Here is a 22,546-nt window from a genome sequence, read left to right on the forward strand (position 1 = left end):
GGCGCCGGGCAGGGTGGGTCAGTGTGACGACCGGACGACGGCGACCTCGCCGGCGGGCACCTTGAGCCAGCCGTCGACGGGTGTCCCGGTGAGCAGCTCGTCCCCGGTCACGGGGACGGACGCGGGCTCGGTGCCGTGGTTGAGCACGAACGTGAAGTCGTGCTCGGCACCGGCACGGACGACGACCTCGACGTCCCGGCCGAGGTTCGCGCCGCCCGGCGTGAGACCCGCGTCGCGGTAGGCCGCGGACAGGACCGCCCGGAGCCCGTCGTCGTCGAGGCGGGTCGACACGTACCAGCCGTGGCCGCGCCCGTGAGCGTGCCGGGTGACCGCCGGGCCGCCTGCTGCGGGGCCGTCTGCGTAGCTCGCGACGACGTCCGCCCCCTCGAGCGCGAGATGGTCCGTCCAGGTGTCGGCGACGAGCTCGTGGTGGCTGCCGCCGTCGTCGGCCCACGTGACCCGGACCGCGTCGCCGGCGCGCAGCGGCGCGAACTCCTCGACCGTGAGCCCGAGCGCGGCGCGCAGGGGCGCGCCGTAGCCGCCCGCGTGGACGGCGTCGTGCTCGTCGACGATGCCCGAGAAGTAGGAGACGACGAGCGTGCCGCCGTCCGCGACGTACCGGGTGAGGTTCGCGGCGTCGTCGGCGGTGAGCAGGTAGGACGCCGGCGCGACGACGAGCGCGTACGACGCGAGGTCGTTCGACGGGTGGGCGAAGTCCACCGTGACGTGGTCGTCCCAGAGGGCGCGGTACCAGGCGGCGGTCCGCTCCGCGGCGTCGACGTCCACGCTGGGCCGCCACTCCAGCCCCTGTGCCCACGCGGACTCCTGGTCCCACAGGACGGCGACGCGGCTCCGGACGCGCGAGCCCCGGACCTCGGCCAGGCGCTCCAGGTCCGTGCCGAACTCGACGACCTCGCGCCACACCCGGGACCCCGTGCCCGCGTGCGGGAGCATCGCCGAGTGGAACTTCTCCGCCCCTGACCGCGAGGCCCGCCACTGGAAGAACCCGACGGCGTCCGCGCCGCGCGCGATGTGCTGGAGCGAGTTGCGGCGCAGCTCGCCGGGCTGCTTGGCGACGTTGCGCGGCTGCCAGTTCACGGCCGACGTCGAGTGCTCCATGAGGAACCACGGCCGGCCCTGCGCGACCGACCGGGTGAGGTCGGCGGCCTGGGCGAGCGTGACCTGGTTCCGCGGGTCCGCGGCGTCGAGGTAGTGGTCGTTGGAGACGACGTCGACCTCGCGCCCCCACTGCCACAGGTCGGTCGACTCGCACGCGAACGCCATGAAGTTCGTGGTGACGGGGACGTCGGAGTGCGCCCGGATCGCGTCGCGCTCGGCGACGAAGCACGCCCGGAGCTGGTGGTCGCTGAACCGTGCGAAGTCGAGACGCTCGGCGGGGTTGATCACGCTCGCCGCGGCGGCGGGCAGCCCGACCTCCTCCCAGTCGCCGTAGCGCTGGCCCCAGAACGTGGTGCCCCACCGGGCGTTGAGCTCGTCGAGGGTGCCGTAGCGCGCACGCAGCCAGTCGCGGAACGCGTGCAGAGCGTGCTCGGAGTAGTCCTCCGCGACGGGCACGCCGTACTCGTTGTGCACGTGCCAGAGCGCGAGCGCGGGGTGGGTCCCGTAGCGCTCGGCGAGCGCACGCGCGACCCGGGTGGCCGCAGCCCGGTAGGCGGGCGCGCTCGGGGAGACCATGCCGCGCGAGCCGAACCCGAGGGGGACACCGTCGCGCGTGACGACCCGCGCGTCGGGGTGCGACCGGTAGAACCAGGCGGGCGGTACGGCGGTCGGGGTGCCCAGGACGACGCGGATGCCGTTGGCGTGGAGGAGATCCACGAGCCGGTCGAGCCAGGCGAAGTCGAACACGCCCTCCTCGGGCTCGACCAGGACCCACGAGAACACGCCGACGGTCGCGAAGGTGACCCCGGCCTCGCGCATCAGGGCGACGTCCTCGGCCCAGACGTCCTCGGGCCACTGCTCGGGGTTGTAGTCGCCGCCGTAGGCGATCCCGTCGAGACCCTGCGCCCAGACGCTGACGGTCGCCGCGTCGGCGCCGGGACCGGGCGCTGCGGACGACGGGGTGGTGCGGGCTGCGGGGTGGTCGGCCATGACGCTCCCTCGGGTCGTGGGCGGCGAGGCTCAGGGCGCCCGTCGCGATCAACTGTGAACGCGCACAGCATAGACAGAACCAAAGATCGTTGGGAACCCGTGACCTTTCCTGATTGACAGGCGTCCGTGTGTGTCGGCTACTGTGACCGTGCACAGGCTCGAGAGGCGAGCCGACCGTCGCCCCGCGACGGGCTTCAATGAGGAGGTCTCGTGCGACTGCACACGTCACTGAAGGTCGCGGCCGTCGTCGCCGCGACAGCGCTGCTCGCCAGCGCCTGCTCCTCGGGCGGGTCGGGGGACGGTGACGGCAAGGCCGCACCGTCGGGCGGCGCCACGCCGACCGACCCGGCGCAGAAGATCGAGCTGACCTACTGGACCTGGGCGCCCGGCATGGACGAGGTCGTCAAGACCTGGAACGCCGAGCACCCGAACATCCACGTCACGGTCAACAAGCAGGACGGCGGCGACCCCGCCGTCACCAAGCTCCTCACCGCGATCAAGGCCGGCTCCGGCGCGCCCGACATCATGCAGGCCGAGTACCAGAAGATCCCGACCCTCGTCGCCGCGGACGCTCTCGCCGACATCTCCGGCGACCTCGGCTCCGACGTCAAGGGCGACTTCTCGGACGGCACCTGGCAGTCCGTGACCCTCGGCTCCGACGCGGTCTACGGCGTCCCGCAGGACTCGGGCCCGATGGAGTTCTACTACCGCGCGGACATCTTCGAGAAGTACGGCCTCAAGGTCCCCACCACCTGGGACGAGTACGCGCAGGTCGCGACCGAGCTCCACAAGAAGGACCCCACGGCCTACCTCGGGACCTTCTCCTCCGGCGACGCCGGCTGGTTCGCCGGGCTCACCCAGCAGGCCGGCGCCTCCTGGTGGGGCGTGGACGGCGACGCCTGGTCCGTGGACATCGACTCCGCCGCGACGCAGAAGGTCGCGTCGTTCTGGGGCAAGCTCGTCGAGGACGGCGTCATCGACAACAAGCCGATGTACACCCCCGCGTGGAACAAGGGCCTCAACGACGGCACGCAGGTCGGCTGGATCTCGGCGATCTGGGCGCCCGGCGTCCTGTCGGGCAACGCGGCCGACACCCAGGGCAAGTGGAAGATGGCCAAGCTCCCGCAGTGGAACGCGGGCGACGACGTCACCGGGAACTGGGGCGGCTCCGCGACCGCGGTGACCACGCAGTCCAAGTACCCGCAGTACGCCGCCGAGTTCGTCACCTGGCTCAACACCTCGGCCGAGGCGGCCAAGCTCCTCGTCAGCAAGAGCGGCCTCTACCCGGCGTCGCTCGAGTCGCAGAAGACGGCGCTCACGGACCCGCCGGAGTTCTTCTCGAACCAGACCGACTTCTACACGCTGGCGTCGCAGATCTCGAAGACCGTCAACCCCTTCACCTACGGCCCGAACGTCGACGTCGCCTACTCCGCGTACAACGACGCGTTCGGCAAGGCGACGAAGGCGAAGTCGCAGCAGGCGTTCCTCGACGCCGTCACCACCATGCAGACCACGACGCTCGGCGACCTGAAGAACTCGGGCTACAACGTCAAGGAGTGACCGTGGCGCGGCCGGTCCGGCGTCGTCGTCGGACCGGCCGCAACCCGTCCCAGCCGTCCGCCCGGGTCCCAGGCGCGGCCCGTTCGCAAGCCCGGCGCGCATCGCCGCCCGCCTGAGGGGAGTCTCCTCGTGACCACGACCACCACGGACCGGGCGCCGAGCCCGGCCGCCCCGGCGACCGTGTCGCCCACCCGCCGGCCACGCCGGCGCCCCGGCGCCGCCGCGCCCTACGGCTTCGTCGCGCCCGCCGCCGTCCTCTTCGTGCTGTTCCTCGCGCTGCCGATCCTCTACGCGGTCTACCTGAGCTTCCGGAAGGTCCAGGTCAGCGGGCTCGGCCTGGGCAAGGGCTCGCACGTCGAGGTGTGGGCCGGGCTCGACAACTACCGGAACGCGCTCTCGGACCCGGACTTCGTCGGATCGGTGCTGCGGGTCCTCGTCTACGGGGTCGTCCTGGTCCCGACCATGCTCGGGCTGGCGCTGCTGTTCGCGCTCCTGCTCGACGCGCGCCGGGTGCGCGCCCGGTCGTTCTCCCGGGTCTCGATCTTCCTGCCCTACGCGGTGCCCGCGGTGATCTCGTCGCTCCTGTGGGGCTTCCTGTACCTGCCGAGCGTGAGCCCCATCGTCTGGGTGACGCAGAAGCTGGGCTGGGGCTCGCCCGACATCCTCAACTCCGACTGGGTGCTGTTCGCGATCGCCAACATCGCCCTCTGGGGCGGCGTCGGGTTCAACATGGTCGTGATCTACACGGCCCTCAAGGCCATCCCGAGCGACCTGTACGAGGCGGCCCGGCTCGACGGCGCCAACGAACGCCAGATCGCGTGGCGCATCAAGGTGCCGATCGTCCTGCCCTCGCTGATCCTCACCTTCATCTTCTCGATGATCGCGACGCTGCAGGTCTTCGCGGAGCCCATCACGCTCAAGCCGCTGACCAACACGATCGCGTCCACGTGGAGCCCGCTCATGACGGTCTACCGCGACGCGTTCGTCCGCAACGACATCTACTCCGCCGCCGCCCTGTCGGTGGTGATCGCGCTCGCGACCCTCGTCCTCTCGTTCGGCTTCCTGCGCCTCGTGCAGCGCCGCGCGTTCAGCCAGGAGAAGTGACATGACGACGACGACCGTCTCCGCGCCCGCCACCCCCTCCTCCGGCCGGGCCGTGCCCGCCCGCGCGTCGGGCCGGCCCGCCGGGCGCAGCGCCTGGGGCGGCACCGCCGTCCTGCTCGTCGGCGCCGCGTACTGCCTGCTGCCGGTCGTGTGGGTGCTCATGGCCTCGACCAAGAGCGCGTCGGAGCTGTTCAGCTCGTTCACGCTGGCGCCGTCGACGCACCTGTGGAGCAACATCACCGACCTGTCCGCCTACCGCGACGGGCTGTTCTGGCGCTGGATGCTCAACACCGCCCTCTACGCCGGGGTCGGCGGGCTCCTGTCGGTGCTCGTGTCGGCGATGGCCGGGTACGGGCTCGCGAAGTTCGCCTTCCGGGGCAAGAGCACCGTCTTCAACGCGATCCTCGCGGGGGTGCTGGTGCCGGGCGTCGTCCTCGCGATCCCGCAGTACCTGCTGCTCGCCAAGGTCGGCATGACCAACACGTACTGGGCCGTGCTGCTCCCCAGTATCATCAGCCCCTACGGGATCTACCTGGCGCGGATCTACGCCGCGGCCGCGGTGCCCGACGACGTGCTGGAGGCCGCCCGGACGGACGGGGCCAAGGAGGGCAGGATCTTCTTCTCGCTCGCGGTCCCGATGATGCTCCCGGGTCTGGTCACGGTGTTCTTGTTCCAGTTCGTCGCGATCTGGAACAACTTCATGCTGCCGTACATCATGCTCGGCAACGACAAGCTCTTCCCGCTCACCGTCGGCCTGTCCGGCCTGCTCAACCAGGGAGCCACCCAGCCCGCCATGTACACCTCCGTGATCACGGGCGCGCTGCTGTCCATCGTGCCGCTCGTCGCGCTGTTCCTGACCCTGCAGCGGTTCTGGCAGGTCGACCTCGCTGCCGGGGCGGTCAAGGCGTGAGCGGATGACTGACAACCCAGCGACGCACGCCAACGGCGCCCGCCGCCGCCCGACCATCAAGGACGTCGCGGCGGCCGCGGGCGTGTCCCGGGGCACCGTCTCCCGCGTCCTCAACGGCGGCCACTGGGTCTCGCCCGAGGCACGCGTCGCGGTCGAGGCGGCCATCGAGTCGACCGGGTACTCGGCGAACCACCACGCACGGAGCCTCGTGACGGGGCGGTCGAACTCGATCGCGTTCCTGCTCACCGAGCCGCAGCACCTGCTGTTCGAGGACCCCAACTTCTCGATCCTCCTGCGCGGCACGGCGCACGAGCTGGCCCGGAGGCGCATGCCCCTGCTGCTCATGGTCGCTGGCACGCGCGACGAGCAGCGCAACGTGGTCGACTACGTCGCCTCGGGCCACGTCGACGGCGTGCTGCTGATCTCGTCGCACGTCGGGAGCACGGTGGTGAAGTCGCTGCACGAGCAGGGCATCCCGACGATCGCCTGCGGCATCCCGATCGGCTTCGAGCACACCGTGGGATACGTCGCGGCCGACGACTTCGCGGGCGCCCGGACCATGGTGCGACACCTGCGCGAACGCGGACGGAGCCGCATCGCGACCATCACCGGCCCCATGGACACCCCGGGCGGTCGGCTGCGACTCGACGGGTACCGGGCCGAGCTCGGCGACGACTACGACGAGACCCTCGTCGCGCACGGCGACTACACCCGTGACGGCGGGACGGCCGCGATGGCGGAACTGCTCGAGCGTCGCCCGGACCTCGACGCGGTGTTCGTGGCGTCCGACCTCATGGCGGCCGGGGCCCTCGTGACCCTGCGGGGCGCAGGCCGCTCGGTGCCCGGGGACGTCGCCGTCGGCGGGTTCGACGACGCGGGCCTGGCCGCTGCCCTCGAGCCGCCGCTCACGACCATGCACCAGCCGTTCGACCGGATCAGCGCGGAGATGGTGCGGCTCCTGCTCGGGGTGATCGACGGCGACGCGCCCGCCGCCGTCACGGTGCCGGCCTCGCTGGTGGTGCGCTCGAGCACCTGACCGCAGGAGCTGTCAGGCGCTGGCGGGGCTGGGGAGCGGCGAGCGCCTGACAGCTCGATCGTGCTCAAGAGTTGTCAGGCGCTGGCCGGGGTGGGGAGCGGCGAGCGCCTGACACGTGCGGGTGGTGGGCGTTGGACAATGGGCCGATGCGGGTGGACGTGTGGCTGTGGGCGGTCCGGCTGGCGAAGAGCCGGTCGGTCGCGACGGCGTGGTGCCGGGCCGGGCACGTGCGGGTCAACGGGTCGCGGGTCAAGCCGGCGTCGTCGGTGAAGGTCGGGGACACCGTCGAGTTCCGCACCGACCGCGACCGGGTCGTGGACGTCGTGGCGCTCCTGCCCAGGCGGGTCGGGGCCCCTGAGGCCGTCAAGGCGTACGTCGACCGCTCGCCGGCGCCGCTGCCGCGCGAGTACGTCGCGCCGGCCGGGGTGCGCGACCGCGGGACCGGCCGCCCCACCAAGCGCGAGCGCCGCGCGCTGGACCGTCTCCGCGGGCGCGACTGACGCCGTCGTCGGGCCCCGGACGTGCCAGGAGCTCGCGAGCCTGGAGGCTCACGAGCTCCTGACAGCTCGGAGGGAAGGGCGGCGGGTCAGCAGGAGCCGACGAGCGTCCAGGGCCCCCAGGCGGTGTTGCTCGGCGTGTCGCCCTGCGTCCACCAGTTCGCGCGGTAGATCTGGCCGTTGTACGACGCCTGGTCACCGCCCAGGTAGACGCTCGACGACGACCACGCGGCGGCGCTGCACGTCCCGGGGCTCGTCGGCGTCGTCGGGTCGGTGGGAGACGTGGTCACCGGGGGCGTGGTGGTGCCCCCGTCGCCGGGGTCCGTGCCGCCCGCGACGACGTGCAGGTCGACGCACGAGTAGAACGCGTTCGCCGTGTCGGCGATGTTCCACCGGACCAGCATGGTGTGGTCACCGGTCGGCAGGCCCTCGATGGTCTGCGACACGTTCGACGGCGGCTGCTTGTTGCCCCCGTCGAACGTCCGGTAGAGCACGCCGTCGAGGAAGTACTCCCACGACGCGGTCGAGTGCGCGGCGGTGAGCTTCCACTGGAACGTGACCGTGGTGCCGGTGGTCGTGCGCGGCCACGGCTTCGAGTTGTCGTCGAGGATCGTGTAGCTGCTGCCCCCGCTGCACTTCGTGGAGCCCTTGGGGGCCTCGACGCTCTGCGGCTCGTACTTGATCTCTCCGCAGTCGAAGGACGTCGCGCCCTCGGCACAGAAGCCCTGGCGGCTCTCCGGGGACGTGATCCAGCCGTGGGCGCTCGCCGCGGGTGCGGCGGCGAGGGGGGCGAGCAGTGCCGCGGCGGCGGCTGCCGTCGCGACGAGAGTGGCTCGGATGCGGCTCATGGTTCTCGCTTCCTTGCGTGAGGGAGTGGACCTCTCGACGCTAAGGACCCGCGAGAACCGGCACAATCGTGCGAATCGCGTACGGGTTTTCCGTCAGACGACGCGGCGGAGCCACCCGCGCGCGTCAGGTGTGCGCCCGTACTGCAGGTCGAGGAGCGCGGCCCGCAGGGCGAGCGAGGCGGCGCCCGGTGTGCCGTCGCCGACCTGCTGCTCGTAGACCGCGCCCTGCCCCCGGTCCTCGCCGCGGATCCCGACCACCGGCGTGATCACCGCGGCGGTGCCCGCGGCGAAGACCTCGGTCACCGAGCCGTCGGCGAGGCGCTCGCGGAGCTCGGCGAGCCCGATGCGCCGCTCGACGGGCGTGAGGCCGAGGTCGGGGGCGAGCTCGAGCAGGCTGTCTCGGGTCACGCCCTCGAGGATGCTCCCGAGCGCGGGGGTGAGGAGCTCGCCGTCGGCGGTCACGAGGAAGACGTTCATGGTGCCGGCCTCCTCGAGCCAGGCGTGCTCCTCGCCGTCCAGGTAGAGGACCTGGTCGCAGCCGCGGTCCCGGGCCTCGGCCTGCGCGGCGAGGCTCGCCGCATAGTTGCCGCCGGTCTTCGCGTCGCCCGTGCCGCCGCGGGACGCGCGGACGTACCGGTCGGTGACCCAGAGGTTCACGCCCTGCACGCCGCCGCTGAAGTACGGGCCGGCGGGGCTCGCGACGACGCCGAACGTCGCCTCGTGCGCGGGCCGTACCCCGAGGAAGGCCTCGGTCGCGATCATGAAGGGGCGCAGGTAGAGGCTCGTCTCCTGGCCGTCCGCGGCGCTCGGCACCCACGCGACGTCCGCCCGGACGACCGCCTCGACCGCGGCGACGAAGTCGTCCTCGTCGAGCATGGGAAGCGCGAGCCGCCGGGCCGAGCGCGCGAACCGGCGCGCGTTCTTGTCGGGCCGGAAAAGCCACACGCTGCCGTCGGCATGGCGGTACGCCTTGAGCCCTTCGAAGATCTCCTGCCCGTAGTGCAGGACGGCGGCCGCGGGGTGAAGCGTGAACGGTTCGAGCGGGTGCACGGCGGCGTCGTGCCAGCCGTCGTCGGTCGTCCACCGGGCGGTCGCCATGTGGTCGGTGAAGTACCGGCCGAAGCCCGGATCGGCCAGGACGGCGGCGCGCTCGGCGTCGGGGAGGGGCTGCGGAGCGGGGCGGAGGTCGAGGTCGAGCGACACGTCAGCATCGTACGGCCGCACCGTTTCCACCGGTCACCGTGCGGGTGATGTTACGGGTGAGTAACATGCTCGCGACAGCGCTGTCCAGGCTCTTCCCAGCCTGTCGCACGCGACGTAGCGTGACGACGCAGCACGGCCAGGTCCACCCGCGTCGGGTCCGGTGGACGACGGTGTCCTGACCGATCCGGTGACCCCGGAAGCGGGCCGGGACGCCCTGGCCTCCCGGGACCCGGACGTGAGGGGATTTTCGCGCATGACGCCATCGAACAGTCGAGCCGGACGGGACCGGCACCTCAGAACTGACAGCAGGGGAGCGAGGGTGGTGGCCGCCGTGGCCGCCACCCTCGTCGCGTCCGTGGGCACGATCGGCGTGGCCGCCTCGGCGACCGCGTCGGACGGCGGCCCGACGGCGACGCCCGCGCCCACGGTCTCGGCCCAGAAGGTCGACCCGAGCGCGAAGCTCGCGGGCAGCCTGACGACGTCGGTCAAGGGACGCCACTCGGTCTTCGTCCAGCTCTCCGGCGACGGGGCAGCGGACGCGTCCGCGGACACGAGCGGCACGACGACGCAGAAGAAGGCCGCCGCGAAGGCGCTGCGGTCGCAGGTCGCCAAGACGGCGTCGTCCGTGGTGGGCACGGCCAAGGCGCACGACGACGACGCCACGAAGCTCTTCGAGGTCTCCAACGCCGTCCCCGGCGTCGCGGTCAGCGCGGACGGCGCGGCGATCGAGGCGCTCGCGAAGCGGTCGGACGTCGTGAAGATCACGCCGCTGGTGCCCAAGAAGGTCTCGAACGCGAGCACCGCGAACCTGACCAAGGCCCTCGCGACGTGGCAGGACTACGGCAACACGGGCAAGGGTGTGACGGTCGGCGTCATCGACACCGGCATCGACTACACGCACGCGGACTTCGGCGGTCCGGGCACGGTCGCGGCCTGGGAGAAGGCGCACGCGAACAGCGCCGGGCCGTGGACCCCGACGGCGAAGGTCGTGGGCGGCTACGACTTCGTGGGCGACGACTACAACGCCGACCCGACGGACCCCTCGACCTACCAGCCGGTTCCGCACCCCGACAGCAACCCGCTCGGCTGCAACGACCACGGCACGCACGTGTCCGGCACGGTCGCCGGGTACGGCGAGAACGCCGACGGCTCGACGTTCAAGGGCAACTACTCGAAGCTCACCGCCGACAAGCTCATGAACATGAAGATCGGGCCCGGCATGGCGCCCGAGGCGTCGCTGTACGCGCTCAAGGTCTTCGGCTGCGACGGGTCGACCGACGAGGTCATCCCCGCCCTCGACTGGGCGCTCGACCCCAACGGCGACGGCAACTTCTCCGACCACCTCGACATCGTCAACATGTCGCTGGGCTCGGACTACGGCGTCGTGGACGACCCGGAGAACGCGGTCATCGACAAGCTCGCCGCGCACGGTGTCCTCCCGGTCATCGCGATGGGCAACAACGGCGACCTCACCGACACGGGCGGCTCGCCGGGCAACGCGGTCCGGTCGCTCGCCGTCGCGAGCTCCGTCGACGCCTACCAGCTCCGCGACGGTCTCAAGGTGAACGCGCCGTCCGACGTCGCGGGCACCGTGGCGGGCCAGTTCTCGACCGCGTACGACTGGGCGAACAAGGCCCCGGTCACGGGTGACGTCGTCGCGATCCCGGGCACGAACGCGGACGGCTGCACCGCGCTCTCGGCGAGCGACGCGGCCAAGGTCAAGGGCAAGGTCGCGTGGCTGGTCTGGGACGACAACGACGCGACCCGTCGGTGCGGCTCGGCGGCGCGCGCGAACAACGTGGCTGCGGCCGGCGCCACGGGCGCGATCTTCACGTCGTCGCTCGACGTGTTCGGCGCCGGGATCCTCGGGAACGACAAGATCCCCGTCATCCAGCTGCCGAAGGCGCAGACGGACCGGCTCCAGCCGGCCGTGGACGCGGGCACGCTGAACGTCACGTTCGACGGCGCGCTCGCCGCGACCATCAAGGACGTCACGCCGTCCATCACGGACACGCTCAGCTCGTTCAGCTCGCGCGGCACGCACGGCTCGCTCGGGGTCGTGAAGCCGGACGTCACGGCGCCCGGCGACACGGTCGCCTCGGCGGGCCTGGGCACCGGCGACGGCGTCCTCGTCGAGTCGGGGACGTCGATGGCCACGCCGCACGTCGCGGGCATCTCGGCCCTCGTCAAGGTCGCGCACCCGGGCTGGAGCACGGAGCAGCTCAAGGCCGCGATCATGAACACGGCGGACCACGACCTGTACACGGGTGACGACAAGAGCGGCGACATCTACGGGCCGGCCCGCGTGGGCTCCGGTCGCGTCGACGCGCTGAACGCCGTCAACACCTCGGTCCTCGCGTACGACACGGACGTCAAGGGCGCGGTCTCCGCGTCGTTCGGCGTCGTCGCCGTGCCGATCACGAAGGCCGTGAAGACGGTCAAGCGCACGATCAAGGTCCAGAACACGGGGAGCAAGGCGACGACGGTCACGCTCAAGTACCAGGGCATCGTCAAGCAGCCGGGCGTCACCTACACGGTGAGGCCGGCGGCGATGAACCTCAAGGCGCACTCGAGCAAGACCGCGACGGTCACCATGACGGTCGTCACCAAGTCGCTGCGCAAGACGCTCGACCCGACCATGGCCGCGACCCAGACCAACCCGTACACGGGTGCGTCCGAGGCCCGGCAGTACGTCGCCGACGCGTCGGGCCGCCTGCTGGTCAAGCCGGCGGGCAAGACGGCGCTGCGCGTCCCCGTCTACGGAGCGGCCAAGCCGACGTCGACGACGTCGACCAAGGCGAAGACGTTCCGCAGCGGGAAGAACACCCTGACCGCGCTGACCCTCAAGGGCCAGGGCGTCTCCCAGGGCAAGGGCTCGACGGCGTTCAACTCGCTCACCTCGGTGCTGCAGCTCGGTGCGAAGAGCCCCAAGCTGCCGGTCTGCAAGGGCACCCAGACGGACGGCTGCACGACGAACACCACGGACACCTCCGGTGACCTGCGGTACGTCGGGGCCGGCTCGACCAAGGGCCTGCACGGTTACGCGGACGGCACGCTGACGTTCGGCATCGCGTCGTGGGGCGACTGGGCGACCATCGGCAACATGGTCGTCCCGTACGTGCTCATCGACACGAACGGCGACGGCAAGGCCGACTACGAGGTCGACGTCATCAACGCCACCTCGACCGACCTGCTCGAGGCGCTCGTGAGCGACCTGAACGACCGGGACGCGAACGGCAGCCCGACGCCGGTCAGCATCTCGCCGGTCAACTACAACGAGGGCGACGTCGACACCAACGTGTTCGACAACAACGTCCTCACGATCCCCGTCGACCCGGCGGCGATCGGTGTGAAGAAGACCGACAGGTCGTTCCCGATCACCTACCAGGTGGGGACCTACTCCGGGTACACGGGCGCCGACATCGACGACTCCGCGGCGGTCCGGTTCGACGTCGCCGACCCGGGTGTCGTCGTCTCGTCGCCGCTGTACCTCGACGAGGGCGGCAGCTCGATCGTCTACACGCTCGGGTCCGACGTCGCGAAGAAGGGCACCGACGCGCTCGTCCTGCACCTGCAGGGCACGCAGGGCAAGCGTGCCGAGGTCGTGCACCTCGCCAAGGCTTCCAAGCCGAAGGCGGCACCGCACGGCAAGAAGCACGCGCCGTCGTACTCGCACCTCAAGGGCCTTCACCCGCGGGTGCTGGGGTCCGGAGCGCAGGACTGACGTCCTGACGCCCTGACGACGACGGTCGCGGCCCCGGTGGGACTTCCCGCCGGGGCCGCGGCCGTGCTCGGGCTCAGGCCGTCACTGCACGTCCTGGACCAGGCAGAACGGGTGGCCGGCCGGGTCGGCGTAGACGCGGAACCGGTCGGCGGGGTGGCCGTCCTTCTCGGGTGTCCCGCTGATCGGGCGTGCGCCCGCCGCGACCGCGGCGTCGTGCGCGTCCTCGAGGCGCTCGACGGCGACGTCGAGGTGCACCCGGCCGATGGTCGAGTCCCGCGACCACGGGGGAGGGGAGGCGGCCGAGCGCTGGAAGGCGAGTCGGGGGCCGTCGTCGGGCGCGACGAGGACGAGCCAGTCGTCGCCGTCGGGGTCCCACTCGGCGTGGCCGGGCTCGTACGGCCAGTCGAGCAGCCGCCGGTAGAACTCGGCGAGGTTGCGGGGCTCCGGGCAGTCGAGGACGATCTCCCGCAGGCGCAGCGTGGTCACGACGCGACCTGCTCCTCGAGCCACGCGACGTCGCGCGGGGCGTCGGCGTGCGTCTCGCAGATCACGGGCGCGCCGACCGCCCGCACCAGGGAGACCAGGACGTCCGGGTCGATCTGCCCGTCCGTGAGGCTCGCGTGCCGGTCGGCGCCCGAGCCGAAGGCGTCCCGGCTGTTGTTCGCGTGGACGAGCGAGATGGTCCCGACGACGGCGCTCACGTCCGCGGGCGCCGTCTCCAGGGCGATGCCGCTCGCCCACGCGTGGCACGTGTCGAGGCAGAACCCCAGCGGCACGCCGGCCTTCTCGGCGGCCGGGGCGACCACGGACCAGAGCTGCTCGATGCGCTCGAGCCCGCGCGCCATCGCGCCGTCGCCGCCCGCCGTGTTCTCGATCAGGACCGGGACCTCGGACTCGAGCGGCTCGATCGCCTTGCGCCAGTTGTCGAAGCCGACCTCGAGCGCGTCGCCCTTGCCGACGTGCCCGCCGTGCACGATCAGGCCCTTCGCCCCGATCAGCGCAGCGCCCGTGGCCATCTGCTGGAGGAGCTTGCGGGACGGGATGCGGATGCGGTTGTTCGTGCTCGCCACGTTGATGACGTACGGCGCGTGGACGTAGAGGTCGAGGTCCGCCGCCTTGGCCGCGTCGCGGAGGGCGGCGGCGCGCTCATCGGGGGCGGCGCCGTCGTCGGACCCGTCCACCGGGAACGTGAACTGCGGGCCCTTCCAGCCCTGCGGGTCGCCCAGGAACACCTGGGCCTGGGTGGCACCCATGTCGAGGGACTGGGCGACGGCGTCGTGCTGGTCGACGTGAGCTCCGATGCGCATGCGCCCCAAACTACGCGGCGCCACCCACCGTCTGCTCGGCCGCCTTCTCGGCGACGGCGCCGCCGTCGTCGGTGGGGAACTGCCGGCCCTCGCCGCCCCGCGGCATGAACAGCACCGCCACGAGCATCACGACGCCCGCGACGAGCACCCCGAGGAACACCTCGTGGACGGCGTCGGCGAGCGGTCCCGGAGCGGGGTGGGCCGCGGTGCGGCCGAGGGACGCGTTGACGACCGCCCCGTACACGGCGACGCCGAGCGCGGACCCGATGCTGCGGGAGAACATGTTCGCCGACGTGACGACGCCGCGCTCGGACCACCCCACGGTGTGCTGGGCCGCGATGACGGTCGTGGGGGCGGCAAGCCCGAGCCCCGCGCCCACGACGAGGCAGAACGCCCCGACCTCCCACGGCGTCGAGCCGGTGCCGAGGAACAGCAGGACGAGCACCACCCCGACGATCGCCAGCAGCGACCCGAGGAGGGCGGTGACCCGGAACCGGTAGCGCAGGTAAAGCCGGCCGCTCTGCGCGGCGGCGACGGGCCACCCGACGGTCATGGTCGCGACGGAGAACCCGGCGACGAGCGCGCCGGTCCCGAGGGTCACCTGCGTGAACGTGGGGATGTACGAGGTGAACCCGATCATCACGGCCCCGACGCCGAGGCTCACGACGCTCGTGGTGAGGAGCATCCGGCGGCCGAACACCCACAGCGGCAGCACGGGCTCGGCGGCGCGGCGCTCCACGAGGACGAACGCGACGGCGAGCACGAGCCCGCCGCCGATGACGAGCGCGCTCGTGAGCGAGGTCCACGGCCAGCCCTCGCCGCCCTCGAGGAGACCCAGCATGAGCAGCGTCGTCGCGGCGGTCACGAGGACGGCGCCCAGGTAGTCGACGCGGTGCTTCGTGCGCTCGACCTTCTCCCGGAAGTTGCGCAGGAGGATCCCGCCGGCGACGAGGCAGAACGGGATGTTGACCCAGAAGATCCACCGCCACGACACCCACTCGGAGAACGCCCCGCCGATGAGCGGCCCGACGACGGCGGAGATGCCCCACACGCTCGCGACGTAGCCCTGGACCTTGGCCCGCTCGGCGAGCGTGTAGATGTCGCCGACGATCGTCGTCGACATCGGCAGGATCGCGCCGGCGCCCAGGCCCTGGACGGCGCGGAACGCGATGAGCGCGGGCATCGACCAGGCGAACCCGCAGAGGATCGACCCGGCGAGGAATACGGCGACGCCGAGCAGGATCACGGGCTTGCGTCCGACGACGTCCGCGACCTTCCCGTACAGCGGCGTCGTCGCCGCCTGCGCGAGCAGGTAGACGGACAGCAGCCAGGGAAACTGGGAGAACCCGCCGAGCTCCTTGGTGATCGTGGGGATCGCGGTCGCGATGACGGTCGAGTCCAGGGCGACGAGCGCCGTCGCGAGCATGAGGGACAGCAGGATCGGACCGCGCTCGGAGCGCAGGCCCACGGACGCGCGGGAGACGTCGGAGGAAGTACTTGCCACGAACGAACCGAACCGCGGGACGGGTCCCGGTGTTCCCGGCGGTCAGCCGGCGGTCGGCGGCCGCGACACGATCCACCCCGCCACCCAGGCCGCCGCGAGGGCCAGCGCGATCCCGACGAGCGTCTCTCCGACGCGCTCGGCGAACCAGTGCCCGGTCCCTTCGTCGCCGCGCGCGACCAGCATCGACAGGACGATCGTCGTCGAGAAGAACGGCATGACGTACCAGCGGCTCCCGACCGTGGCGCACGCGCCGGCGAGGGCGGCCGCGGCCAGGCCGGCGACGACCACGCTCGGCGGGTGGAGCGCCCCGAGCCCGCAGGCGACGAGCGCGCCCAGCAGCACCGAGGCCGCGCGGCCGACGCTGCGGGCGTGGAGGGCGTCGCCGTCGGGCCGGCTCACGAGGAGCGCCGCGGTGCACGCCCAGCCGGGGTGGTCGGCGCCCGTTGCGAACCCGATCGCCGCGGCGCCCGCGCCCGCGACCCCGATCTGCAGGCCGTAGCGCAGCATGACGGACCGCGCGGGCACGGGCCGGGGCGCCCGGGCGCGTGCCACGCCCTGCGGCCAGAGCAGCGAGACCAGCCACGCGTAGACCGAGCCGGCCAGGATGAGCAGCGCCGCCCCCGCCCCCGACGCGGGGTCCTCGCTCAGACCGGCACCGACGAGCGGCAACCCGAGGGCGAGCGAGAGGGGTGCGAGCCGCCGTCGTGGGTTCGCCGTCGTGAGGGCGACGACCACGGCGAGCGCGAGCACCGTCGCGACGGCGAGCGCGGGCGTCCCCGAGACGAGCGAGCCGAGCACCATCGAGACACCGGCCAGGGCGCCCACGACCACGACGGCCACGCGGGCACGCCGTGGGCCCGGCAGCCCGAGCGCTGCCGCGGGGATCACGCCCACGGCCCAGGCCAGCCCGGCGGAGGGGTCGGCCGCGGTGACGACGACCGCCGGCACCGCGTAGGCGAGGCCGAGCCCGGCGTTGTGCCATGACCAGGCGATCGCGGGTCGCGTCGTCGCCGGCATGAGCCAGTCCTACCATCGCTGCCCGTGCCGCGCGCCCGGGCCTAGCGGTGTCGCGCGCAGATCATCCGCCGGTGATGAGGCGCGTTCTCGCACGTGGCGTCACGCTGGAGTGGTCCGCTCCACCCGCTTCGACGGCCGGCACCGGTCCAGGCACTTCCCGGTGCGCACCGAGGAGGTCAGATGTCTCCCACAGGAAACGTGTCCGCGGTCCGGGGGCACGCCGTCTCGTTCAAGGCTGACCCGTTCCACTCGGACGACGTCCTCGTCGACATCGAGGACGCGCTCGTCGTCAGCGAGGACGGCCTCATCACGGCGTTCGGCCCGTACGAGGAGACCAGGCAGCACGTCCCGGAAGGTGTCGAGATCGCGCACCTGCCGGGCTCCGTGATCTGTCCGGGCTTCATCGACACCCACGTCCACTACGTGCAGACGGGCATCATCGGGGCGTTCGGGTCCCAGCTCATCGACTGGCTCAACCACTACACGTTCATCGAGGAGCAGCGGTTCGCGGACGCCGGGCACGCCGCGGACGTCGCGCGCGTCTACTTCGACGAGCTCCTGCGCAACGGCACGACGACGGCCGTCACGTTCTGCGCGGTGTACCCGCAGTCGGTGGACGCCTTCTTCGAGGAGTCGGAGCGTCGCGGCACGCGGATGATCGGGGGCAAGGTCCTCATGGACCGCAACGCCCCCGACGCGCTGCTGGACACCGCCCAGTCCGGCTACGACGACTCGAAGGCGCTGATCGCGAAGTGGCACGGCAACGGTCGCCAGCTCTACGCGATCACGCCGCGGTTCGCGCCCACGAGCACGCCCGAGCAGCTCGAGCTCGCAGGGACGCTGTGGCAGGAGAGCCCTGGCACCTTCATGCACACCCACGTGTCGGAGAACCTCGGCGAGATCCAGTGGGTCCACTCGCTCTTCCCGGACCGCAAGGGATACCTCGACGTCTACGACCACTACGGGCTGCTGGGCCGACGTGCGGTCCTCGCCCACGGCGTCCACCTGACGGCTTCCGAACGGCGGCGGGTGAGCGAGACGGAGACGGCCATCGCGCACTGCCCGACGTCGAACCTCTTCCTGGGCAGCGGCCTGTTCCACGTGCACGACGCGAAGGACGCGAAGCACCCCATGCACGTGGGGCTCGGCACCGACATCGGGGCGGGCACGAGCTTCTCGATCCTCGCGACGATGAACGAGGCCTACAAGGTCGCGGAGCTCCTGAGCTATCCGATGAACTCGCTCAAGTCGTTCTACCTCGCGACGCTCGGCGGTGCCCGGGCTCTCGACCTCGAGGACAAGATCGGGTCGCTCGAGGTCGGCAAGGAAGCCGACTTCGTCGTCCTGGACCCCGCCGCCACACCGCTCCTGGCCTACCGCTCGGCGCGGGCCGAGTCGACCGAGGAGCTGCTGTTCGTGCTGTCGATCATGTCCGACGACCGCACCGTCGCCGCCACCTACTCGGGTGGCCGCCTCGTCCACGCTCGGAAGGAGTCCTGATGTCCACGGGTCACGCGGGGTACGTGCATGCCACGACCTCCATGTTCGGCAAGCACGACCAGGATCGTCCCCACGACCGGCTGGGAGGGCCGGAGGCGTGGACCATCTGGGTCCTCGCCACGGTGTTCGTGGTGTGGCTCTTCGCGATCCAGACGGGCTACGGCATCGTCTCGCCCGACATCCAGAAGGACGCCTCGCTCACGATCGCCCAAGTCAGCATCGCGGCGTCGATCTACACGTGGGCGTTCGCGGTCTGCCAGTTCTTCTCCGGCTCGCTGCTGGACCGCTACGGCACCCGGCCGCTGCTCGCGATCGCCGTCGCCTTCGTGACGGCCGGCGCCTTCCTCTACTCCGCGACGACGAACTTCGGGACCCTCGTGGCAGCCCAGGTGGTCCTCGCGATCGGTTCGTCCTTCGGGTTCGTCGGCGCCGGCTACGTCGGCGGGAAGTGGTTCGTCGCGGCCAAGTACGGGCTGATGTTCGGCATGGTGCAGATGTTCGCGTCGCTCGGCTCGGCCGTCAGCCAGCCCGCGATCTCGGCGCTGCTGCACTCGATGAGCTGGGAGCAGCTCCTCGCGGGGTTCGGCGCGTTCGGCGTGCTGTTGTTCGTCGCGTTCGTCTTCATCGTCAGGAACCCGGTCTCGACCCCCGAGGAGATCGCGGCGGCGAAGGCTGAGCATGCGGGCCGCAACGTCTTCGCGGAGATCGTCCACGACCTCGGCCAGTGCTTCGCGAACCGTCAGGTCGTGCTCTCGGCGCTGTTCGCGGGGACGTCGTTCGGCACGATGCTTGCGGTCGGGGTCCTGTGGGGACCGCGCGTCCAGGAGGCGCGTGGCGCGTCCGCGGGCCTGGCCGCGGTTCTTTCCGCGCTGGCGTGGCTCGGTCTCGCGCTCGGCGCCCCGCTGGTGAACGTGATCTCCAACCGCTGGCACTCGCGGAAGTGGCCGTCTGTGTACGGCCTGGTCCTGCAGGCCGTGGCGGTCGCGTTCTTCATCTACGGGCCGGCGCAGTCCCAGGGCGTGAGCGTGGTCGTGATGTTCGCGGTCGGCCTGCTCGCGGGCACGCACATGCTCGGTTTCACGATCGCGGGGGAGTCCGTGACGCCGAACCTCATCGGCAGCGCCTCGGCGATCGTCAACGGCTTCTGCTTCATCATCGGCGGCGTGCTCGAGGCCGTCCCTGGACGGCTGCTGCCGAGCGGGACCCCGGACCTCTCGGACTATCGGGGCGCGCTGTGGATCATGCCAGCGGTCCTCGTCGTCGGTGCACTGTGCGCCCTGGGCCTGCGCGAGCGTCCCCGGGCGGAAGCCACGGTGACGGGTGCGGCGGGCGAAGGCGCACGAGCGGTCGCAGGTTGAGACAGCGGGCCGAGCGACCCCCTGCGTCGCTCGGCCGAAGGTAGAACAGTCTCCATTGTGATATGTGACAACCCGTAACACGGAGGTCAAACGCAAGTACGGCGCGTTTTTCACCCGCTCGATCCCGTGACCTGCGGCGTCGCGTCAGCGTGCGGGGCGCACCGGTGCCGCCACGAGGCCCACGGCGGTGGCGGCGACGCCCTCGAGCCGCTGCGGGGCCTCGTCCCACGCGTCGCGGAACTCGAGCAACCCCTTCGTCCCCATCCCCGCCGAGACCAGCAGCCAGGCGACCTCCTCGACGTCGACGCCAGGCCGGAGCAGCTCCCGTTCCTCGGCCTCGGCGAGCTGCCCGACGACGAACGCCCGCCAGGTGCGGTACGGGTCGATGTGCCGCTCGGGGAAGTGCCGGTGCGACTCGGCGGCGAGGCGCATCCCGGCGCGCACCTCGACGCGGCTCGCCATGTTCTCCCCGACCAGGCGGAACGTCGTCACCAGGACGTCCAGCGGGTCGTCGGACCGCTCGCGTGCGGCCGCCATCGCGGCCCGCATGCTGCCGCCCTCCGCCGTGAGGACCGCCGCCGCGACCGCGTGCAGATCCCCGACGCGCGCCAGGACCTCGTCGACGGTCAGCCCGGCGGCGTCCGCGACGTCCTCGAGGTTCACCTCCGCGTACGGGCGCGCGGCGAGGAGTCCCGCCGCCGCGGCCACCACGGGCGCTGCGTCGTCGTCCGCGCTCACGCGACCTCGCCCCACGCGAGGCGAGCCTCGGCCTGCACGCCGTTCGACGACTCCGACCGCACGAGCACGTCGTGCAGCCCCGCGCCGCCACGGGCGACGAGGCGGTCATGGACCAGCGTCGTGGTCGTCGTCAGGGTCACGGGGAGCCGCTGCGGACGGGGGACGCCGAGGATCCGCAGGCTGCGCATCCACAGGTTCCCGACGGCGCCCCGCGCGGTGCCGGCCAGCTCGTAGACCAGGACCTGGGTGAGCTGGCCCATGGTGACGAGGTAGTCGACGACCGTGAGCGCCGGGTGATAGGCCGACTCGATCCCCGTAGCGACCGCCGGCCCGTCGTCCTCGACGGCGAACTCGTGGTTCGCCCGGACGTCCTGCGCCGCGCGGTCGACCGGGTGCACCCAGGTGGTGCACGCCGTCCGGCGGTAGGCGTCCTGGTAGACGGAGGGGCCGTCGTCGGGCGGTTCGCGGTCCACGGGCGTCCCGTCGTCCGCCACGTGCACGACGGCCCGGATGTTGCCGACGAGCCCCCGGAACCGTGCGCCGTCGTCGGTGGCCTCGCGGCTGACGGTCACGGGGATCGTGTCGAGGTCCCACCACGGCTCCGTGCCGCCTCGCAGCTCGACGCCGCGGACCCAGCGCCGGCGGACGTCCGGGCCCAGCTCGCGCTCGAGCGCGAGCGTCGTCAGGACGACCGCGTCGACCGAGCTGAGGTGCGGGGTGCGGGGCCGGCCCGACCTGTCGGTCGACCAGTCATGCGGGTAGTGGGCCGTCGCGGTGGCCCTCGACGTGCCGGCCTCGTGCCGGGGCGGCGACATCGTGTGCCGGACGGTGCGGTAGCCCGCCGCGAAGTAACGGCCCTCGCTCGGTCCGAGGAGGCCCTCGAGGCTGGTCAGGACCCCGTCGTGCAGCGCGTCAGGCATGGCACGTCCTCTCGGCAGGCCTGTCGAGACATGCTATCCACGATTTACGCCACTCGGTGTTCCACCGCAGCACGAACAGTTGGTACCGTCTCTCCATGTCTTCTCGGCCGGTTGGGCGTCCTCTTGACCCGGCGATCCGTGAGTCGCTCCTCCAGGTCGCTGAACGGGTCATGGTGACCGAAGGCTTCTCGAAGCTGACGGTCGAGGCGCTCTGCAGCGAGATCGGGACCACCCGGCCCGCGTTCTACCGGCGGTACCGGAACATCGCGCACCTCGCGTTCGACGTGATCCGCCGGCACTTCGGCGCGGAGCCTCCTCAGGAGACCGGTTCGCTCGAGGGTGACCTCATGGCGCTCCAGCTCGCCGAGGTCGAGATGTTCGCGGACCCGCTCATGAGCAAGAACCTGTCGGGGCTGCTCGAGTCGGTCCTGGGCGACCCGGCCCTGACCGAGACGTACGCCAGCCAGTTCATCCTGCCGCGGCGGGCGCGCGTCGCCGACGTCCTGGAGGCCGCCGTCGAACGTGGCGAGATCGCGGGCTACGAGGACGTCCCGTTCATCTGCGACATGCTCGTCGGCCCCATCATGGCGCGCTCGCTGCTGCCGGGCTCGGAGCCGGTCGACGAGGCGCTGGCGCGCTCCACGACCCGCGCGGTGCTGGTGCTGCTCGGGGCGCTGACCCCGGCCGCGTAGGCGAGACGCACCCACGCGGCCGAGGCCGACGTCAGTCCACCACCTCGAGCAGGTTCTTCTTCTCCGCGTCGGTGAGGTTCGTGAGGATCAGGCTGCCGCCGAGCCCGTGCACCCGCTCACCGAGCCGGTCGAGGTCAGCCCCCTCCGTGACCGCGAACAGCGCGGACGTGCCCTGCGTGATCTGGGCCCGGAGCGTGTCGAGATCCGACTCCTTGATCCCCAGCCCGTTCAGCGACTTCGACGCCGCGCCGATCGCTGCGCCCGCGGCCGCACCGATGAGCGGCATGAAGAACAGCAGCCCGAACACGAACCCCCACAGCGCGCCCCAGCCGGTGCCCTTCTTGGTGTCCTCGTGACCGTGGTGCGTCGTGGGGCGGGCGTCGCCCTGCGGCCACGACACGACGGCGGTGTCGTGGATCTCGACGAGCCCCTCGTGTGCGGCGTCCCGCAGGATCCGCTCGGCCTCGTCGGCCCGGCCGGCGTCGTCGTACTTCCAGACCGTGAACGTCGTCATGTCGC

General features: G+C 71.8%; 19 protein-coding genes. 9 read left to right on the forward strand and 10 right to left on the reverse strand.

Translation table 11 applies throughout. The features are described from left to right. Positions 1-18: 18 nt before the first annotated feature. The gene (locus tag KDY119_RS01435) at positions 19-2,109 is read right to left on the reverse strand and encodes a beta-galactosidase (RefSeq protein ID WP_153021833.1); all 2,091 of its coding nucleotides are present in this window, start codon (positions 2,107-2,109) and stop codon (positions 19-21) included. Positions 2,110-2,319: 210 nt separating this feature from the next. On the opposite strand from KDY119_RS01435, the gene KDY119_RS01440 reads away from it, so the two are divergent. The 5 genes from KDY119_RS01440 (at position 2,320) to KDY119_RS01460 (ending at position 7,219) form a co-directional block, all read left to right on the forward strand. Continuing rightward, positions 2,320-3,669 (forward strand): ABC transporter substrate-binding protein, encoded by a 1,350-nt coding sequence (locus KDY119_RS01440; protein WP_036954404.1) that lies wholly within the window; start codon positions 2,320-2,322, stop codon positions 3,667-3,669. A 129-nt stretch (positions 3,670-3,798) separates the two neighbouring features. After that, positions 3,799-4,773 carry a carbohydrate ABC transporter permease gene (locus KDY119_RS01445; RefSeq protein WP_407657419.1) on the forward strand — a complete coding sequence of 325 codons (975 nt, stop codon included), beginning with the start codon at positions 3,799-3,801 and terminating at the stop codon, positions 4,771-4,773. Between the two features lies 1 nt (position 4,774). After that, the gene (locus tag KDY119_RS01450; RefSeq protein WP_153021834.1) at positions 4,775-5,683 is read left to right on the forward strand and encodes a carbohydrate ABC transporter permease; all 909 of its coding nucleotides are present in this window, start codon (positions 4,775-4,777) and stop codon (positions 5,681-5,683) included. Positions 5,684-5,687: 4 nt separating this feature from the next. Further along, a complete protein-coding gene (locus tag KDY119_RS01455; RefSeq protein WP_153021835.1) occupies positions 5,688-6,719 on the forward strand; it encodes a LacI family DNA-binding transcriptional regulator in 1,032 nt (343 codons plus the stop codon). A 146-nt stretch (positions 6,720-6,865) separates the two neighbouring features. Continuing rightward, positions 6,866-7,219: an RNA-binding S4 domain-containing protein gene (locus KDY119_RS01460; protein ID WP_036944467.1), complete on the forward strand. Its 354-nt coding sequence runs from the start codon at positions 6,866-6,868 to the stop codon at positions 7,217-7,219. 86 nt (positions 7,220-7,305) lie between these two features. Here KDY119_RS01460 and KDY119_RS19320 read toward each other — a convergent pair whose 3' ends face one another. Next, positions 7,306-8,064 carry a lytic polysaccharide monooxygenase gene (locus KDY119_RS19320; protein ID WP_036954409.1) on the reverse strand — a complete coding sequence of 253 codons (759 nt, stop codon included), beginning with the start codon at positions 8,062-8,064 and terminating at the stop codon, positions 7,306-7,308. A 93-nt stretch (positions 8,065-8,157) separates the two neighbouring features. Then, the gene (locus KDY119_RS01470) at positions 8,158-9,267 is read right to left on the reverse strand and encodes a branched-chain amino acid aminotransferase (RefSeq protein WP_153021836.1); all 1,110 of its coding nucleotides are present in this window, start codon (positions 9,265-9,267) and stop codon (positions 8,158-8,160) included. 331 nt (positions 9,268-9,598) lie between these two features. Here KDY119_RS01470 and KDY119_RS01475 point away from each other — a divergent pair, with 331 nt between their 5' ends. Continuing rightward, complete coding sequence (locus KDY119_RS01475) at positions 9,599-12,991, forward strand: S8 family peptidase (RefSeq protein ID WP_051136906.1); 3,393 nt, start codon at positions 9,599-9,601, stop codon at positions 12,989-12,991. An 81-nt stretch (positions 12,992-13,072) separates the two neighbouring features. On the opposite strand, the gene KDY119_RS01480 is transcribed toward KDY119_RS01475, so the two are convergent. The 4 genes from KDY119_RS01480 to KDY119_RS01495 all read right to left on the reverse strand — a co-directional run bounded on the left by KDY119_RS01480 (position 13,073) and on the right by KDY119_RS01495 (position 16,819). Continuing rightward, positions 13,073-13,477, reverse strand: a complete 405-nt coding sequence (locus tag KDY119_RS01480; RefSeq protein WP_036954411.1) for a VOC family protein — start codon at positions 13,475-13,477, stop codon at positions 13,073-13,075. Then, positions 13,474-14,298: a deoxyribonuclease IV gene (locus KDY119_RS01485; protein ID WP_036954414.1), complete on the reverse strand. Its 825-nt coding sequence runs from the start codon at positions 14,296-14,298 to the stop codon at positions 13,474-13,476. Before KDY119_RS01485 ends, KDY119_RS01480 begins: the two co-directional genes overlap by 4 nt. A gap of 10 nt (positions 14,299-14,308) precedes the next feature. After that, complete coding sequence (locus KDY119_RS01490; RefSeq protein WP_083891229.1) at positions 14,309-15,724, reverse strand: MDR family MFS transporter; 1,416 nt, start codon at positions 15,722-15,724, stop codon at positions 14,309-14,311. A 120-nt stretch (positions 15,725-15,844) separates the two neighbouring features. Further along, the gene (locus KDY119_RS01495; protein WP_153021837.1) at positions 15,845-16,819 is read right to left on the reverse strand and encodes an FUSC family protein; all 975 of its coding nucleotides are present in this window, start codon (positions 16,817-16,819) and stop codon (positions 15,845-15,847) included. Between the two features lie 180 nt (positions 16,820-16,999). Here KDY119_RS01495 and guaD point away from each other — a divergent pair, with 180 nt between their 5' ends. Next, positions 17,000-18,319, forward strand: a complete 1,320-nt coding sequence (guaD, locus tag KDY119_RS01500; protein WP_036954421.1) for a guanine deaminase — start codon at positions 17,000-17,002, stop codon at positions 18,317-18,319. Further along, complete coding sequence (locus KDY119_RS01505) at positions 18,319-19,677, forward strand: MFS transporter (RefSeq protein WP_083891185.1); 1,359 nt, start codon at positions 18,319-18,321, stop codon at positions 19,675-19,677. The genes guaD and KDY119_RS01505 overlap by 1 nt, the downstream gene beginning before the upstream one ends. 144 nt (positions 19,678-19,821) lie before the next feature. Here KDY119_RS01505 and KDY119_RS01510 read toward each other — a convergent pair whose 3' ends face one another. After that, positions 19,822-20,415, reverse strand: coding sequence for a hypothetical protein (locus KDY119_RS01510; protein ID WP_051136907.1), 594 nt, complete (start codon positions 20,413-20,415; stop codon positions 19,822-19,824). Then, positions 20,412-21,335: an AvrD family protein gene (locus KDY119_RS01515; RefSeq protein WP_036954422.1), complete on the reverse strand. Its 924-nt coding sequence runs from the start codon at positions 21,333-21,335 to the stop codon at positions 20,412-20,414. Before KDY119_RS01515 ends, KDY119_RS01510 begins: the two co-directional genes overlap by 4 nt. 95 nt (positions 21,336-21,430) lie before the next feature. On the opposite strand from KDY119_RS01515, the gene KDY119_RS01520 reads away from it, so the two are divergent. Continuing rightward, positions 21,431-22,027 (forward strand): TetR-like C-terminal domain-containing protein, encoded by a 597-nt coding sequence (locus KDY119_RS01520; RefSeq protein ID WP_083891187.1) that lies wholly within the window; start codon positions 21,431-21,433, stop codon positions 22,025-22,027. Between the two features lie 31 nt (positions 22,028-22,058). On the opposite strand, the gene KDY119_RS01525 is transcribed toward KDY119_RS01520, so the two are convergent. Beyond that, complete coding sequence (locus KDY119_RS01525) at positions 22,059-22,541, reverse strand: DUF1269 domain-containing protein (RefSeq protein ID WP_036954425.1); 483 nt, start codon at positions 22,539-22,541, stop codon at positions 22,059-22,061. Positions 22,542-22,546 lie beyond the last annotated feature (5 nt).

This window comes from Luteimicrobium xylanilyticum, from assembly GCF_009429125.1.
Lineage (GTDB): Bacteria > Actinomycetota > Actinomycetes > Actinomycetales > Cellulomonadaceae > Luteimicrobium > Luteimicrobium xylanilyticum.